At 69.4% G+C, this 16,425-nt stretch carries 10 protein-coding genes and 3 pseudogenes; 5 read left to right on the forward strand and 8 right to left on the reverse strand.

The genetic code is table 11. The annotated features are described in order from the left end of the window. Together ACIGW4_RS13965 and ACIGW4_RS13970 are read right to left on the reverse strand one after the other, a co-directional pair. Positions 1–175, reverse strand: a pseudogene (locus ACIGW4_RS13965) (IS5/IS1182 family transposase); the annotation flags it as partial. A gap of 1 nt (position 176) precedes the next feature. After that, a pseudogene (locus tag ACIGW4_RS13970) lies at positions 177–1,021 on the reverse strand (IS5 family transposase); the annotation flags it as partial. Between the two features lie 665 nt (positions 1,022–1,686). Between ACIGW4_RS13970 and ACIGW4_RS13975 the strand changes: the two are divergent. Then, positions 1,687–1,932 (forward strand): annotated as a pseudogene (locus ACIGW4_RS13975) (flavoprotein); the annotation flags it as partial. Between the two features lie 78 nt (positions 1,933–2,010). Here the strand turns inward: ACIGW4_RS13975 and ACIGW4_RS13980 are convergent. After that, positions 2,011–2,946, reverse strand: coding sequence for a hypothetical protein (locus ACIGW4_RS13980; RefSeq protein WP_399580394.1), 936 nt, complete (start codon positions 2,944–2,946; stop codon positions 2,011–2,013). 137 nt (positions 2,947–3,083) lie between these two features. Beyond that, a complete protein-coding gene (locus tag ACIGW4_RS13985; protein WP_399580396.1) occupies positions 3,084–3,380 on the reverse strand; it encodes a hypothetical protein in 297 nt (98 codons plus the stop codon). Positions 3,381–3,968: 588 nt separating this feature from the next. On the opposite strand from ACIGW4_RS13985, the gene ACIGW4_RS13990 reads away from it, so the two are divergent. Next, positions 3,969–5,105 (forward strand): tyrosine-type recombinase/integrase, encoded by a 1,137-nt coding sequence (locus ACIGW4_RS13990; RefSeq protein ID WP_399580398.1) that lies wholly within the window; start codon positions 3,969–3,971, stop codon positions 5,103–5,105. 502 nt (positions 5,106–5,607) lie between these two features. Here the strand turns inward: ACIGW4_RS13990 and manA are convergent. From manA to mmsA, 4 genes are all read right to left on the reverse strand, one after another. Continuing rightward, positions 5,608–6,711: a mannose-6-phosphate isomerase, class I gene (gene manA, locus ACIGW4_RS13995; protein WP_399580400.1), complete on the reverse strand. Its 1,104-nt coding sequence runs from the start codon at positions 6,709–6,711 to the stop codon at positions 5,608–5,610. A 66-nt stretch (positions 6,712–6,777) separates the two neighbouring features. Then, positions 6,778–7,887 carry a substrate-binding domain-containing protein gene (locus tag ACIGW4_RS14000; protein WP_399580403.1) on the reverse strand — a complete coding sequence of 370 codons (1,110 nt, stop codon included), beginning with the start codon at positions 7,885–7,887 and terminating at the stop codon, positions 6,778–6,780. Between the two features lie 62 nt (positions 7,888–7,949). Then, entirely contained in the window at positions 7,950–9,248 is a 1,299-nt protein-coding gene (gene mmsB, locus ACIGW4_RS14005; RefSeq protein ID WP_399580405.1) for a multiple monosaccharide ABC transporter permease, read from the reverse strand. Continuing rightward, positions 9,245–10,765: a multiple monosaccharide ABC transporter ATP-binding protein gene (gene mmsA / locus ACIGW4_RS14010; RefSeq protein ID WP_399580843.1), complete on the reverse strand. Its 1,521-nt coding sequence runs from the start codon at positions 10,763–10,765 to the stop codon at positions 9,245–9,247. Before mmsA ends, mmsB begins: the two co-directional genes overlap by 4 nt. 315 nt (positions 10,766–11,080) lie before the next feature. On the opposite strand from mmsA, the gene ACIGW4_RS14015 reads away from it, so the two are divergent. From ACIGW4_RS14015 to ACIGW4_RS14025, 3 genes are all read left to right on the forward strand, one after another. Continuing rightward, entirely contained in the window at positions 11,081–12,268 is a 1,188-nt protein-coding gene (locus tag ACIGW4_RS14015) for an ROK family transcriptional regulator (protein WP_399580407.1), read from the forward strand. 20 nt (positions 12,269–12,288) lie between these two features. After that, positions 12,289–13,212 (forward strand): ROK family protein, encoded by a 924-nt coding sequence (locus ACIGW4_RS14020; protein WP_399580410.1) that lies wholly within the window; start codon positions 12,289–12,291, stop codon positions 13,210–13,212. A gap of 244 nt (positions 13,213–13,456) precedes the next feature. Continuing rightward, positions 13,457–16,327 (forward strand): GH92 family glycosyl hydrolase, encoded by a 2,871-nt coding sequence (locus ACIGW4_RS14025; RefSeq protein ID WP_399580412.1) that lies wholly within the window; start codon positions 13,457–13,459, stop codon positions 16,325–16,327. The last annotated feature ends 98 nt before the right edge of the window (positions 16,328–16,425 follow it).

The following is a 16,425-nucleotide window of genomic DNA, read 5'->3' on the forward strand; positions in this document are numbered from 1 at the left end:
TGCGGGACGAGGCGCCGGCCTTGCGGTCGCGGGCCGGGATCAGGGTGCCGTCCACGCTCCACAACCGGTCGGTGTCCGCGACCGGCCGCGGAGCCCGTTCGAGCGCCGGCAGCGGCCGGAGCCGCTGGATGACCCGGCAGACCGTGGCGGGCGAGATACCGAACAGCGGCGCGAGCTATCGAGACGATGGTGACGGCGGCCTGGTAGGACTCGCGGGTCTTGTCGTAGCGGGTGGCCAGCCCGCGCCACTGCTTGAGGCGGTGGAAGCAGCGTTCGACAACGTTGCGGCGGCGGTAGACACCCCGGTCGAAGCGGGGTGGACGGCCGCCGCGTGTGCCGCGGTTCAACCGGCCGAGGACCTGATCGGCGCGTTCGGGGATGGTGTGCCCGATGCCGCGCCTGCGCAGGTAGGAACGGATCTTCCGAGAGCTGCAGCCCTTGTCCGCGACCACATGGTCGGGCCGGGTCCGCGGACGCCCGGCCCCGACCCGGGGCACGCTGATCGAGCCCATCACCTGCTCGAAGCGGGTGCAGTCGTTGGTGTTGCCGCCCGACAGCACGAAACCGAGAGGGCGACCGAGCCCGTCGCAGGCCAGGTGGACTTTGGTGCTCAGTCCGCCGCGGGATCGGCCGAGGGCGTGATCACCCGCTTCGTCCCGGTCGACCGCCCTCTTTTGCCGCCGGCGGCGTGCTGGTGGGCCCGCACGATGGTGGAGTCGACCGACACCAGCCACTGGATGTCCCCGGCCGTGTCCTTCTCCGCCTGGGGGGCCCGCAGCATGCGCGAGAACGTACCGTCCAGGGCCCACCTGCGAAAACGCGTGTACAGGGTCTGCCAGGAGCCGTAGCGTTCCGGCACATCGCGCCAGGCCGATCCGGTCCGCAGCTTCCACACGATCCCGTTCAGCACCACCCGGTCGTCCGAACGAGGCCGTCCCGCGGTCCCCGAACTCGGCAGCAACCGTGACAGCACAGCCCACTCGGCACCCGAAAGCTCATGACGACGCACCACGACAGGCATGATCCCTCATCACCCGCCCACCTTTGAAGACACCCCTGGGGCGGGGCAGGTGTCGTCAGGGCGACGACTTTAGCCTCGTACTGCCAGGTACATGACCGTTCAATGAAAATCGGCCATCCGAGGTGACTGGCGACAGGCCGAGGTGCATAGCAGCGGCTTGATCGACCTCTTCACCGTCACCCCGGAGACGGGACGCCCTCCAGGAGTGTCGCGAGGCGAAGGGCCGTAGGGCGTTCCTGGGACGCGCTGGTCAGGGCGATCCGCAGGACGGCCAGGAAGTCGGGTTGCTGCGAGGTGACCGTGAGCGGTAGTCGACGACTGGCGATCAGCTCACGGACCCGAAGGCCAAGCGGCGGGTGCTCGGGCCCCTTGCAGCCGGCGTATCCGAAGGGTCAGGTCCCGGTGGCGGCATGCCGGAGGGTGGCGGCGAGAGTGTGGACCTGGGCGGCTGGTGTGACCTTGACCGGGCGGTGGCCGACTTCGATGGCCGGGGCCAGTTCGGGAGCCAAGAAGTGGGGAGGCCGTCGCGGAAGGTCCAGGACGGGGCAAGGGCGAGGGACGCGGCCCACATGCAGTCGATGAGCTGGACGCCGGTCTTCGTGTGGATCGTGTGTTCGGGCTGGAGATCGCCGTGGACTCAGCCCTGTTGGTGGAGGTCGGCGACGGCGCTGGGCATCCTGTGCGAGGCGTACGGGATGGGCATCCCGACGGTCGTCCTGCCGTGCATGAACGCCGCCATGGCCGCCCATTCGGCGTACGGACGGAGTCTGGACCAGCTGCGGGAGATGGGTGTGATGGTCGGGTCGTACGAGCCGCACCGGCCGAAGGCGGGTGGGGGAGCGGACCCTTTCCAGTGGGAAGAGACGTTGGAGCTGCTGGGCAGCAGAAGCATAGGTCTCTTCGGGCAGTGATTCGGGTCGAGGGCCACGCTCCTGGCCGTCAGGCGATTCGGTCGTGCGCCCAGAGGCCGTCCGGACAGGTGTGTTGTCTCAGAGGTGCGTCAGTGAGACGGGCACGCGCAGGGGTCCTCGTCCTGCCCCGACAGCAGTCGCAGGGCGAAGACGGAGCCGTCGGCGTGGACGGAGGCGGGGCCGCCCCAGTCCTTGTCGAAGGTGAGGGGGGTGGACGCGACGGCTTGCGTGGACGAGGGTGCGGTATTCCTCGACGTCGCCCCTGACGAGGAGTCGGAAGATCTCCTCGTCCACGCCGGAGAACGCCTCGACGCGAGGGCCGTTGAGGTGGAAGACGTGGTCGGTGCCGACATAATCGTTGCCGAAAAGGGTGTGGGCGGCGTCCTGGATGCTCATGCTGGCCGCATGTTCGAGACCGGTGAAGCGTTTGCGGCCCTGCCGGTCGGTCAGGTGGCGGGCGGTGACGTGGCCAGAGCCGGTGAACGCCATGAGGCTAGCCGCGGTTGTGTGGGCCAGGGACTCCTGGAACCAGGCGTAGTCCTTCGGCCGCACGGGGCAGCCCCGTACGGGCTCCGGTGCCACCAGGCCCTTGGTCGGCGGGTGGATGTCCGGCATCACGCTCGCCTCCCGGCCTTCCGCCGGGGACAGCCGGCCGTCACTGCCGGGTGCCTGGAGGACGTGGACGGTCATCGTGCCGCCGTCCGTCGGGAGCTGCGTGCTGAACAGCAGGCCGGGGGGCTCGTTCCACGCGCCGATGCGGACCGCTTCGGCGTGGGCCGAGGCGGAGGCCAACTGCTCGGCGGAGGTGGCGGAGTCGCTGTGGTTGCCCTTGCAGGCCAGGGGGATGACGAGGGACGGCTCGCCCGGCCGCCAGACCTCGGCGAAGTACTGGGGGCGATAGCGGTACTTCACCTTCTCGCCCTTGTCCCTGCTGGTGAGGGCCCAGCCCGCGCGTAACGCCGTGTCGGCGGGGACGATGGTCACCGAATGGTCGGGGAAGCGGCTGCCCAGCATGTGCTCGGCGAGCGTGAGGGCGAAGCCGATGCCGAGCTCGCCGGACTGCAGCGACTCGTAGTGGTCCGCGATGCGGTGGCCCTCGTCGGTGAGGCCGAGGAAGGAGTCGCGACCGCCGGCCAGGGCCTGGGTGTACTTCAGCGCGCCTCAGTGCTCCGCCAGCCCCCGGCCCGCACCACGCCACGACAGGGCCGTGGCTCGGGCGAGGGTGTGGAGCACGTCCCAGAGGGGCACTTCGAACTGCCGGGCAGCTCCGTCTGTGGGATCGGGGCGAGGTAGGGCTTCCGACGGAGCGGCTCGTCCTCGTTCTCCTCCCGCTTCTTGTCGTCCGCCGCGATGGCGGCTTCCACCTTCCCGACGAGCGCCACGTCGGAGTGGACGGAGACGTTCGACGGCTGGGTCAGGGCCTGGAGCACTTCCTCGGTCGGCTTCAACAGCTCTCCCTTCACGATGTGCGCGGGCGGTTCGCCATAGGGCTGGACCGTACGGAAGGGAGAGGAGCGGCGCATGCAAGTGCGCAGGGGCGCGTGCCCTGGACCTCGGCCCGGGTGGGCCGAGGTCGACGCCTTGGCCCCGTCTCGCTCGCGAGTTCCACGCTGCCGAGAGGTCACCCGCTTGCCTGATGGACCATCAGGCAAGTCAGCATGAGTTCCCGAGCGTTCCGGGGCAGTGGTTCCCAACCGGCGCCGGTACTTAGGGAAAGCCCAGGTGGGAAGCCGTCCAGCCCGAGCGGAGCGATGTTCCTCACAACCATCGGACGGGGGTGCCGGTGTAAGGTCGAGGGCGCCCTTGACCTGCACAAAGCAGGCAGGGAGCCGTCTTCCAGGAGTCCAACATGCTGCGCACCATGTTCAAGTCCAAGATCTGACTATTTGGCGTCGCCGCAGGTCAGGGGCATCATGTGCCCCCCTCAGGTCAGCAAACGGTCAGCATGCGTCCGCATGCTGTCCTTGCTTGCTGACCCTCGATCTGCAGCACGGCGCCTGAGCATGATCCTTGGGCTGGAACGGATGGTGCGCGACATGGCCCGACAGCTCGCCCGCGGCATGGGGTCCTTCTTCAAGGACTGCGGCTGCGCCAAGCCCACCCGCTGCCCTCACCCGTACTCGATCCGTTTCCGTGACGCGCTGGGCAGGCAGCGCGAGGAGTCCGGGTACGCGACGCAGGATGACGCGATCGAACGCCTCACGCAGTTGTATGCGGAGAAGAAGACCACGGCGCCGTCGGTGGCGGCGGCCCGCCGGGAGCTGGGTCAGCTGACGGTGGAGGAGTACGCCAGGCAGTGGCGGCCGAGGCAGCGCAGGATGACGGACTACTCCACGGGCGAGCACGTCGACAGCTCGATCAACGTGCACATCGTCCCGCGCCTGGGAGCGCGGAAGCTGAACTCGGTCACCCCGATGGTGGTCGAGCGGTTCCTGGACGAGATGGAGAGGGACGGGGTCGGCCGGGGCAACCAGGTGAACATCTTCCGGATCCTGAAGACGATCCTGCGGGACGCCTATGCCAAGGGAGCGATGGCGGACGACCCGGTACAGGGGGTGCAGGAGCCCGAATACGTGCGGGGAACGGTCGCCATTCCCTCCCTCGGCTACGTGACGAAGGCGCTGACGGTCGCCGACGAGGACCTGGCGCTGGAGATCGTCATGATGGCGGGCTGCGGCCTGCGCAACGGCGAGGCGCGGGCGGTGAACGTCCACAACGTGGTGGCGCAGGACGTGTACCGGGTGCGGGAGCAGATCCACTCGAACACGCTGAGGCCGGCGAAGCTGAAGCACCGTAAGGCGGGGGAGTTCCGGGAGGTGCCGCTGCCCCGGTCGGTGCGGGAGGCGATCGAACGCTACGCGGCCAAGCACGGCACCACGCAGGACGGTTATCTGCTGCGCGGCCTGGGCGGCTACTTCACCGAGGGCATGGAGCGGCGGCGGGTGAAGAGGCTCTTTGCGGATCTCCCGCCGGAAGAAGGCATCGGGATGTACGGCTTCCGGCACTACTTCGCCTCGAACGCTCTCGGGAACGGGATCCCCATTACCGACGTGGCGGAGTGGATGGGGCACAGGTCCATCGAGGAGACGTACCGCACCTACCGGCACCTGATGCCCGGGAGCATCACCAAGGCCGCCCGGATCTTGGATGCCGGCCTCTGGGAAGCCGCCTGATTTCCGGCTTTGAGAGAACAGCAGGTTCTTCGTCTGCTGGTGGTACAGGAGTGGTGAGGCGCCAGCCTGCGGAGATGTTGCCGTTGACGCTCCCAAAGAGCGAGGCGGTCCGGGAACGGTCCGGATCTTGGTGTGTGCTCGAGGTCCCTTGGCGTCGGCGCGCAGCCCTCGTACCGCACTCAGTGCTGGGTCCGTCATCGAGCGGGCCGTGTTGTGGTGGAACCTCATCGGCCGCACGGACGAAGAGATCCGCCAAGCGGGAGAGGACTGGATGACCGGCGACCGCTTCGGCAAGGTGAGGGGTTACCCCGGCGCCCCCTGCCCGCCCCGGGACTCCCCACGACCCCGCTCAAAGCCCGGCGCAACCCGCGCTGAACTGCGTTTTATCCCCGAGTCGGGCTAGGAGTGGGTGGATGACCACTCTTCCTGCGGCTGCCGACGCGACTGCGTGAGGGGCGCGTATCGCTGTCGCTTCTCGGACATTGCTTCCGCAGCTCACGGATCAGCGAGGGAGCGCGGCGCGGAAAGCGAGGCCGTGGCCGGTGACGCGCGCAGGACCGCCCGCATGGGGCAGGAAGACCGAGTCGCCGCGACGGAGATGCTCCGTGACCGGGCCCCGGGTGACGGTGAGGTCGCCGTCCAGGCAGAGTAGGGCGGACGGGCCCGGGACGGAGATCTCCACGGGGGCGCCTGAAGGTTGGAGCCGGGTGAGGCGGAAGTGGGGCGTCGGCGCGGGGAAGGAGACTTCGCCGTTGGCGAGGGGGACGGGCGCGATCGGTTCGGGGAGCGACGGGGCGAAGTCGGTGATCGCCTCCAGCTCGGCGACGTCGACCGGCTTGGTGGTGAGGCCGCCGCGCACGACGTTGTCGGAATTGGCCATGATCTCCACGCCGGTTCCGTGGAGGTAGGCGTGGAGGGTGCGGGGACGGGCGAAGAGGGCTTGGCCGGGGGACAGGGTCACGTGGTTCATCAGGATCGCGATGACCGCGCCCGGGTCGGCGGGGTGCTGCTCGGCCAGCCGCCGGGGCCAGGTGAGGCCGGGGGTGGTGCTTGCGCCGACCTCGGCGACGAGGGCGCGGCGGTCGTGCTCGGGCCAGGTGGTCAGGGTCGTGACCGCGGCGCGCGGACCGCCGGTGAGGAGTGCGTCGGCCACGTGTCCCAGACGTTCGCCTCGTGCGGAGGTGAGGAGGGCCGCGGCGTGTTCCGGGTCGGCGAATCCGCACAGGGCCTCGAACCGGGTGAGGGCGTAGACGAGTTCCGGTTTGGGCCAGGCGTCCTGGTATCCGCGGCCCGCTGCGTAGCCTTCGCGGGCTTGCTCCTCGTCGGGGTGGACCTGGAGGGACAGCGGGTGTTCGACCGCGAGGACCTTGAGGAGGAACGGCAGCCGGTCCTCGCCCGGACCGAGCATCGGCTCCGGCGCGTCGGTGATGTGGTCGAGGAGGGAGCTGCCGTCGGGCAGCCGGGAGGGGGCGGTCGGGTGCGCGCCGATCCACAGTTCGGCCTGCGGGCCGCCGGTGGCCGGGCGGCCGAGGAGGTCGGCCAGTACGGTGTGCGAGCCCCAGTCGTAGGGGCGGATCGGGTTGTTCAGGCGCAGCAGCTCGCGCACGAGTGTCCTCCGGGAGAGCGGTCGCGCGCCCCGCGGCATGGCCGAGGGGCGCGCGAGAAGGGCCGTCTACTTGGTGAGCGGGGCGAGCTTGGGGTCGTTGGCGTAGGCCTCCGCCGCGTTGGCCTTGGTGACGATGACGGGCGGGAGCAGGTAGGCCGGGACCACCTTGGCGCCGTTGTCGTAGGTCTTGGAGTCGTTGATCTCGGGGGACTTGCCGGTCTGGAGCGCCTTGACCATCTCGATGGCCTTCGCGACGAGCTTGCGGGTGTCCTTGTTGATGGTGGAGTACTGCTCACCGGCCACAATGGACTTCACGGACTCGACCTCGGAGTCCTGGCCGGTCACGACCGGAAGGGGCTTGCCGGCGCCCTTGACGGAGGTGAGGATCGCGCGGGCGAGGGTGTCGTTGGGCGACAGCACGCCGTCGAGGGTCTTGCCGTGGCTGTAGGTCGCGGTCAGCAGCCCGTCCATGCGCTGCTGGGCGACCTCGGCCTTCCAGCCCTGGATCGCGGTCTGCTTGACGTTGGACTGACCGGATCCGACAACGATGTCACCCTTGTCGATCAGCGGCTTGAGGACGTCCATCGCGCCGTTGAAGAACACGGCCGAGTTGTTGTCGTCGGGCGAGCCGGAGAAGAGCTCGACGTTCCACGGGCCCTTCGGCTTCTTGGCCTTCATGCCGTCGATCAGCGCTCGGCCCTGGAGCTGTCCGACCTTGAAGTTGTCGAAGGCGACGTAGTAGTCGACGTCCTCGGTATTGGTGATGAGCCGGTCGTAGGCGATGACGATCGCGCCGGACTCCTTGGCCTGCTTCACCTGGGTGGACAGCTGGGCGGCGTCGGCGGCGCCGATGACGATGACCTTCGCGCCCTTGGTGACCATGGCCGAGATCTGGTTCTGCTGGTCGGCCACGGTGGTGGTCGAACCCGCGTACTGCACGTCGGACTTGAAGCCCGCGTCCTTGAGCCCGTTGGTGAACAGGTCGCCGGCGAGCACCCAGTTCTCCGAGGTCTTCGACGGCAGCGCGACGCCGATCAGGCTGTCCGCCGCGAAGCCCTTGGCGGCGGGGGCGCTGCCGCCGGTCTGCCCTTCGCGCTCGGAGGAGCAGGCGGTGGCGGCGAGTGCCAGTGCGGCTGCGGCAGCGACCGTGACGGCCTTGGTGAGCATGTTGCGCATCTTCGATTGCCTTTCTTGGCTTACCGCTCGAGCTGGCGTCGAGCGGCGAACGAGGGTGACGGTCAGACTGCGGACGAAGCCTTTTCGCCTTCGCGGACCGGGTCGGTCGGGGCGGTCGCCGACCGGGGGCCCTGGCGGCGGAGCGGGCGTGTGATCGAATCGAGTACGGAGAACCGGCCCTGGCCCTTGTTGTAGACGTCGAGGGCGACCGCGAGCAGCAGGACCAGGCCCTTGATGATCTGCACCAGGTCCGCGCCGACGCCCATGAGCTGCAGGCCGTTGTTGAGCAGGGCCATGACGAGGCCACCGACGATCGAGCCGTTGACGGTGCCCAGGCCGCCCGAGACCGCGGCACCGCCGATGAACACCGCCGCGATGGCGTCGAGTTCCCAGCTCAGCCCGTCCTGAGGGCCGGAGGCGGCCGATCGCGCCACGAAGATCATGCCTGCCAGGGCGGCCAGGATCGACATGTTCGTCATGACGAAGAAGTTGACGCGCCGGAGCTTCACGCCCGACAGCTCGGCGGCGCGGGCGTTGCCGCCGACCGCGTAGATCTGCCGGCCGCCGATGGCGTTGCGCGTGTAGAACGAGTAGGCGATCACCAGGACGCCCAGGATGATGCCCGACACCGGGAAGCTGGTGCCGACGCGGCCGCCGGCGAACCGCAGGGTGGCGAAGACGATGACGCCCACCATCACCGCGAGACGCAGGACCAAGCTCCACAGCGGGGCGGGCTCCGCGCCCATCTCCACCCGGGTGCGCCGGGCACCGGCCTCACGCCACACCACGGCGATGCAGGCGGCGAGACCGAGAAGCAGGGTCAGGTTGTTGTACCCGGTGGCGGGGCCGACCTCCGGCAGGTAGCCGGCACCGATGGCGCGGAAGCCCTCCGGGACGGGAACGGTGTCGGCGTTGCCGATCAGCTGGTTGCCGCCCCGGAAGAGCAGCATGCCCGCCAGGGTCACGATGAACGCCGGGACGCCGACGTAGGCGACCCAGAACCCCTGCCACGCTCCGATGACCGCGCCGCACACCAGTCCCAGCAGGATCGCCAGCGGCCACGGCAGGTCGTAGAGCTGCATCGCCTTGGCGACGATGATGCCGACGAACGCCGCGACCGAGCCGACCGACAGGTCGATGTGCCCGGCGACGATCACCATCAGCATCCCGATGGCCAGGATCAGGATGTACGAATACTGGCTGACGACCGCGATCAGGTTCCCCGACGTGAGCGTGAGGCCGTCGGTCAGCACCTGGAACAGCAGGGTGATCGCCACGAGCGTGAAGATCATGCCGAACTGGCGGCCGGCGGAGGCCGTGCCCCCGAACAGGCTCTTCTTGATGTTCTGGAATCCGGTCATGACATCGACTTCTTCTTCGTAGTGGTCATCTGCTTCATGAGGTGCTCCGGGTCCGCGTCGGCGCGCGGCACCTCGCCCGTGACGGTCCCCTCGAACATCGTGTAGATCCGGTCGCACAGCCCGATGAGCTCCGGCAGCTCCGAGGAGATGACGACCACGCCCTTGCCCTGGGCGGCGAGCCGCTGGATGACCCCGTAGATCTCGTACTTCGCACCCACGTCGATGCCGCGGGTCGGCTCGTCGAGGATGAGCAGATCGGGATCGGTGAACATCCACTTGGCCAGCACGACCTTCTGCTGGTTGCCACCCGAGAGCTTGGCGACGCCCTCGTTCACGGTCGGGGTCTTGATCCGCAGGTCGCGACGGTACTGGTCGGCGACGCGGTGCTCGGCGACCTGGTTGACGATCCCGCGCCGGGCGACCTTCGACGGCTTGGCCGCGACGACCGAGGTCTTGATGTCGTCGAGGAGGTTCAGCCCGATCGCCTTCCGGTCCTCGCTGACGTAGGCCAGTCCGTGCCGGATCGCCTCCGTGACGGTCTTGAGGTGGATCTCCCGGCCGTCCTTGTACACGTGCCCGCCCTGCCAGACGCCGTAGGACCGTCCGAACAGGCTCATGGCGAGTTCCGTGCGGCCCGCGCCCATCAGGCCCGCGAACCCGACGACCTCGCCGCGGCGCACGGTGAAGCTCGAACCCTTGCACACCAGGCGCTCGGTGGAGACCGGGTGGCGCACGGTCCAGTCGCGGACCTCGAAGAACACCTCGCCGATGTCCGGCGTGTGGTCGGGGAAGCGGCTGCTCAGCTCGCGGCCCACCATGCCCCGGACGATGCGGTCCTCGTCGACCCCGTCCGCGGCGACGTCGAGGGTCTCGATGGTGTGCCCGTCGCGCAGGATCGTGACGGAGTCGGCGACGGCCTCGATCTCGTTGAGCTTGTGCGAGATGATGATCGAGGTGATGCCCTGCCGCCTGAACCCGCGCAGCAGGTCGAGCAGGTGCTGCGAGTCGTCTTCGTTGAGCGCGGCGGTCGGCTCGTCCAGGATCAGCAGCCGTACGTCTTTGGCGAACGCCTTGGCGATCTCGACCAGCTGCTGCTTGCCCACGCCGATGTCCTTGACCAGGGTGTCCGGGTCCTCCCTGAGACCGACCTGCGCCATCAGTTCCAGAACCCGCCGCCGCGCGTGCTTCCAGTCGATGGCGCCACGCCTGCGCGGCTCGTTGCCGAGGAAGACGTTCTCGGTGATCGACATGCCGGGCACCAGGGCCAGCTCCTGGTGGATGATGACGATGCCCGCGCGCTCGCTGGCCCGGATGTCTCCGAACCGCACCTCCGCGCCCTCGTAGAGGATGTCGCCGGCGTAGCTTCCGTAGGGGTGCACGCCGCTGAGCACTTTCATCAGCGTCGACTTGCCCGCTCCGTTCTCACCGCAGATCGCATGGATCTCGCCGGTACGGACCACCAGGTTGACGTCGTCCAGCGCGGTGACGCCGGGGAAGGTCTTGGTGATCGCGCGCATCTCCAGCAGGACCGGGGCGCTCACGGCCGAGAACTCCTGTCGCGCGGCCCCGGGGATCCGGGGCTCCGGGAAACGAGGGCTGTCAGTGACATCGGCTTCTCCTGTATCCGGTCCGCTGAGGGGCCACAGTCGTCTGCCTGCCAGGGCTGCGGGCTGTGTGTCCGTGGCGTTTCGACTGTGTGGCGGACCGTAAATCCAATTGATTTACTTTGTCAACGAGGGTGAGGCAGAATGCCCGAGGGACGTAGACAGAGAGGACCCTCCGTGCGACAAGCAGGCACGAATCTGCCGAAGGTAGGCCGGTACAACCGGGCCGTGGTGCTCGAGGAGATCCAGCGCGCCGACGGCATCAGCCGGGTGGCCATCGCCAAGCACACCGGGCTCACGCCGCAGACCGTCTCCGGCATCGTCCGCAGACTGCTCGACGAGGGCATCGTGCGCGAGGACGGCGCGAGCCGGGTCAAGAGCGGCGGCAAACCCCGCACGACCCTGCGGATCAACGCCGACGCGGGCAGCGCGGTCGGCCTGCACCTGGACCCGGCCGAGATGGCCTGCGTGGTGGTGGACCTGCTCGGACGGCCCCTCGTCACCAAGCGGATCCCGACACCGCCGGGCGCGGACCCGACCGAGGTCCTCACGGCGATGGCCGACCTGGTGGAGGACGTCCTGGCGGAGGCCGACGTGCCGCGCGAGCGGGTACAGGGCATCGGGCTGGCCAGCCCTGGCCCGATCGACCAGGAACATGGCATGGTGGTCGCGCCGCCGCAGCTGGCCCACTGGACCCGGGTGCCGATCCGGCAACTGCTCAGCGAGGCCACCGGGTTGACGGTCACGCTCGACAACGACTCCACCGCCGCCGCCGTCGGCGAGCGGTGGGCGGGCGCGGGCCGGGGCGTGGCGAACCTCGCGTACGTGTTCTTCGGCACCGGCATCGGCGGCGGCCTCGTCCTCAACCACCAGGTCTACCGGGGTGGTTCCTTCAACGCCGGCGAGTTCGGGCACACGACGGTGCTGCCGGGCGGCCTGGAGTGCTATTGCGGCAACCGGGGTTGCCTGGAGACGCTGGTCAGCGCGGCCGCGATCCGGGCGGAGACCTGCCGCAGGCTCAGTGCGGGAGGCGCGAGTGCGCTGGCCGGACGGTTCCGTGCTGATCCGGACTCGGTTGACTTCGCCGCGATCTGCGAGGCGTCGAGCGAGGGTGACGCGCTGGCGACCGGCGTCCTCGAGGAGGCCGCGAGCTACGTCGCCTCGGTCGTCGTCAACGTCGTGAACGTGATGGATGTGGACCTCGTCGTCCTCGGCGGCCACGGCATCCGGCACCTCGAAGACCTCTATGTCGACACCGTTCGGTCGGCCGTCGCCACCAGGATCATGTCCCGGCACATCCGAGCCGTCGACGTGACGCTCTCCCCGCTGGGTGCGGACGCCGCCGTCGTCGGAGCCGCCGCACTCGTCCTGCACTCCACCTACTCGCCGCAGCTGTCGGCGCTCTTGTCGGACTGACCCCACAGAAAGGACCCCTTATGAGTCAGGATCTCGTGCTCGCGGTGGATATCGGAGGCACCAAGCTCGGCGCCGGCCTGGTGGACGCGAAAGGCCATGTCCATAGGCATGCCGAGGTGCCGACCCCGACGGCCGAGCCTGAACTCGGCATGGCGCTGACCGGACTGCTGGGCGGCATCGTCGGCGACGCGGCGCCCCGCGCGGTCGGCGTGGCCTGTGCCGGGCCGGTCGACCCGGCGCGCGGTACGGTCAGCCCGGTGAACATCCCCGGCTGGCGGGACTTCCCGCTGGTGGACCTCGTGGCCGAGACCGTTCCCGGCGTTCCCGTCACCCTCGTCGGCGATGCCATCGCCGCAGCACTCGGCGAGCACTGGCTCGGCGCCGGGCGCGGCGCCCGGTCGCTGCTGGGCATCGTGGTGTCCACCGGAGTGGGAGGCGGACTCGTACTCGACGGCGCCGCCTACCCCGGCCCGAGCGGCAACGCGGGTCACATCGGACACACGGTCGTGAACCCGACGGGCCCGCCGTGCGTGTGCGGGGCGACCGGGTGCGTCGAGGCCTACGCCAGCGGTCCGTCGATGGTTCGCTGGGCCCGCCAGAGGGGCTGGATCGGCGCCGACGCCCGTGCGCTCGCGGCGAGCGCGGCGAGCGGTGACCCCGTGGCGGTGGCCGCGTTCGACCGGGGTACCGAGGCGCTGGCCCGCGGGATCATCGTGACCGCCACGCTGTGCGACGTGGACCGCGTGGTGATCGGCGGTGGCGTGGCCGCGGCGGGTCCGGTGCTCTTCGACCCGCTGCGCACGCATCTCGAGCGGTCGGCCGCCCTCGGTTTCGTGAGGCGACTGAGCGTGGCGCCGTCCACACTCGGGCGGCACGGCGGCCTGCTGGGCGCCGCTCGCACCGCTCTGCTCGCATCACGGGCGGCTGCGGCCGTGTGTGCGTGAGGGACGCGCGGGGCCCCCGGTTTCTCTCGTGTTAAGAGGGCATCTCCAGGGTCTTGCCTAAGTTCATCAAAATGATTTAGCTTGACCGCGCCGCAGCGGGTTCTCTCCCGACGAATGGCCCTGTCGGACCGGTTGAAGACCGCACGGTCCGCCCGCGCGGCCTACGGATGCGGTCGTCCCGCCCCATCCGTAGGCCGTGGGTCTACGGATACGGTCGTCCCGCCGCATCCCATCAACGCAGCTGATGCTCCTGACCCTGCCGGAGAATGATGTGAGCACCCTTCAATCACGCGCACGCGGCCTTCTGCCGCTCCGCGCCGCCACAGCGCGTTCCCGAGGGGCGTGCCGGTCGGTGGCGGCGGCCCTCGCCGCCACCCTCGCCCTGGGCGGCGCGCTCGCGGTGCCCGCTCAGGCGGAGATATCCGTCGCCGCCCCCTCCGATCAGGTGGACCCGCTGATCGGGTCCAGTGGCGGAGGCAACACCTTCCCCGGCGCGACGGCACCGTTCGGGATGATGTCGTGGAGCCCGACCAGCACCCGTGGTGACCAGACCAACACCGGCGCCGCCAACGGCTACGACTACAACACCACCCGCCTGCGCGGGTTCGCGCTCACGCACGTCAACGGCGCGGGCTGCCACCCGGGTGCGGCAGGTGACCTGCCGATCTTCCCGCACACCGGCGACGTCACCTCCTCGCCGACCGCGGACACCACCGACGCGGTCTACGCGAGCAACTTCAGCCACGTCGACGAGTCCGCGACGCCGGGCCGTTACAAGCTCACCCTGGCCAACGGGGCGACGACCGACTTCGCCGCCACCACGCGCACCACGATCGGCAAGATCGGCTTTCCCACGGGCACGCCCGCCAGCCTGCTCTTCCGCACCTCCAACTCGCTCAACGGCAGCGAGGACGCCGAGACCCGCATCGACGTGGCCAACCGGAAGGTGACCGGTTCGGTGCTGACCGGCGCGTTCTGCGGTCGCCGGGCCAACGGCGGCACGCCCAACAACAACCAGAAGTCGTACTACCGGCTGTACTTCACGGCGCAGTTCGACCAGCCCTTCACCGGGAACGGCACCTGGAAGGACGCGACCCTTCAGGCCGGCGGCACCTACCAGACCGGCGGCGAGGGCTACCTGACCGGCGCCGACCGACTCGGCAAGGGCTCCGGCGGCTACGTGACCTTCGCCCCGGGCTCGCAGGTGACGATGAAGATCGGCATCTCGTACGTCTCGCTGGCGGGAGCCGAGCGCAACCTGCAGGTCGAGCAGCCGGCCGGAACCACGGTGGACAGCGTGGCCGCCGCGACGAAGGCCGCGTGGGACAAGACTCTCGGCCGCATCCAGATCACCGGCGGCACCACCGACCAGCGCAAGATCTTCTACACCGCGCTCTACCACAGCCTGCAGCAGCCCAACATCATCAGTGACACCGACGGCCAGTACCGGGGCATGGACCAGGTCGCGCACGCCCTGACGACCGGTCAGACGGCGCAGTACAGCAACTTCTCCGGCTGGGACCAGTACCGCGCCCAGATCCAGCTGCTCGCACTCCTGGAGCCGAAGGTGGCCGGTGACTTCGCACAGTCGCTGTACAACTTCGCCAAGCAGAACGACGGCGTCTGGGACCGCTGGGTCCACGTCAGCGGCGCCACGCACGTGATGACCGGCGATCCGTCGGCGGTGACCCTGGCGACCTTCTACGCGATGGGCGTGCGCAACTTCGACTACGACGGCGCCTTCACCTCCCTCTACAACCAGGCCACCGTCCCGCACACGGACGGTCTGTCCGACGCGGGCTGCCCCGGCCAGTGCGTGGGCCAGCGCCCCAACCTCGCGCAGTACATGCAGTCGAAGTACGCGGCCAACGACGTCTGCCACTGCTGGGGCGGGGCCGCCGAGACGATGGAGGACTCGATCGCGGACTTCTCGCTGGCCCAGTGGGCCACCGCCCTGGGCCGGACCACCGAGGCGTCCGTGATGGCCGACCGGGCCGGCTGGTGGAAGAACGTCTACAACCCGGCCACCGGCTCCATGCAGGCGCGCAACCTGGACGGCTCCTGGGTCAGCGGGTTCACCCCGTCCACCCAGACCGGTTTCGCCCAGGGCAGCGCCGCCGCGTACACGTGGATGGTGCCGCACGACATCGCCGGCCTCGCGGCCGTCATGGGCGGCAAGTCGACGGCCACCGGCCGCCTCGACGACTTCTTCCACGACATCAACGGCAACTGGCTGGTGCGGGGCGGCGGTGCCCTGAAGTACGACCCGACCAACGAGCCCGACATCCACGCGCCGTGGATCTACAACGAGCTCGGCAAGCCCTGGAAGACCCAGGAGACGGTGCGCCAGATCGTCGACACGGTGTACACCACCGGTCCCTCCGGGCTGCCCGGCAACGACGACCTCGGCACCATGTCCGCCTGGTACGTGTGGGCGGCCCTCGGGCTGTTCCCGCACAAGCCCGGGTCCGGCGACATGATCCTGTCCAGCCCGCTGTTCCCCAGCGCCACCGTCACCAACGCCAACGGTGTGGTGCTGACGGTCAACGGCACCGGCAGCGGCAAGTACATCCAGTCCGTCACCAGGAGCGGCACGGCGCACACCGACTGGAAGGTGGCGTCGAGCTTCATCCAGTCCGGGGGCACCCTCGACGTCGCCCTGTCCTCGACGCCGACCAACTGGGCCGTGGTCAACCCGCTGACCAACATAGCCCTGAAGCGCCCCGCGACCGGATCGACCCCGTGCTCCACCTCGGAAACTCCGGACAAGGCGGTCAACGGCAGCATGACCGGCGGGTCCTCCGACAAGTTCTGCTCGCTGGCGGCGTCGAAGTGGCTGCAGGTCGACCTCGGGTCGAGCAGGCCGCTGAGCAAGGTCGTGGTCAAGCACGCGGCGATGGGCGGTGAGTCGTCGACCCTCAACACCAAGGCGTTCACCATCAAGACGTCGACGGACGGGAGCGCGTGGACCACGGTCGCGACCGTCACCGACAACACGGCGGCGACGACGGTCCACGCGGTGAGCGTCACGGCGCGGTACGTGCGCATCGACGTGACGACGCCGACGCAGACGACGAACCAGGCCGCGCGGATCTACGAGCTCGAGGTCTACTGAGGCGGCCCGGAGGGGGGGGGGGGGGGGGGGGGGGGGGGCGGCGGGGGGGGGGGGGGGGGGGGGGGGGGGTGGGGGCGGGGGCGGCGAGGGGTGGGGGT

The sequence above is a fragment of the Streptomyces sp. NPDC053513 genome (genome assembly GCF_044544765.1).
GTDB lineage: Bacteria > Actinomycetota > Actinomycetes > Streptomycetales > Streptomycetaceae > Streptomyces > Streptomyces litmocidini.

What these genes read in the sequence shown, in the direction of transcription:
- ACIGW4_RS13980 (WP_399580394.1), bottom strand. Translation starts at nt 2,946, where the DNA reads ATGCTGGGCAGCCGCTTCCCCGACCATTCGGTGACCATCGTCCCCGCC.
- ACIGW4_RS13990 (WP_399580398.1), top strand. Translation starts at nt 3,969, where the DNA reads ATGGCCCGACAGCTCGCCCGCGGCATGGGGTCCTTCTTCAAGGACTGC.
- ACIGW4_RS14000 (WP_399580403.1), bottom strand. Translation starts at nt 7,887, where the DNA reads ATGCGCAACATGCTCACCAAGGCCGTCACGGTCGCTGCCGCAGCCGCA.
- mmsB (WP_399580405.1), bottom strand. Translation starts at nt 9,248, where the DNA reads ATGACCGGATTCCAGAACATCAAGAAGAGCCTGTTCGGGGGCACGGCC.
- mmsA (WP_399580843.1), bottom strand. Translation starts at nt 10,765, where the DNA reads ATGCGCGCGATCACCAAGACCTTCCCCGGCGTCACCGCGCTGGACGAC.
- ACIGW4_RS14020 (WP_399580410.1), top strand. Translation starts at nt 12,289, where the DNA reads ATGAGTCAGGATCTCGTGCTCGCGGTGGATATCGGAGGCACCAAGCTC.
- ACIGW4_RS14025 (WP_399580412.1), top strand. Translation starts at nt 13,457, where the DNA reads ATGCTCCTGACCCTGCCGGAGAATGATGTGAGCACCCTTCAATCACGC.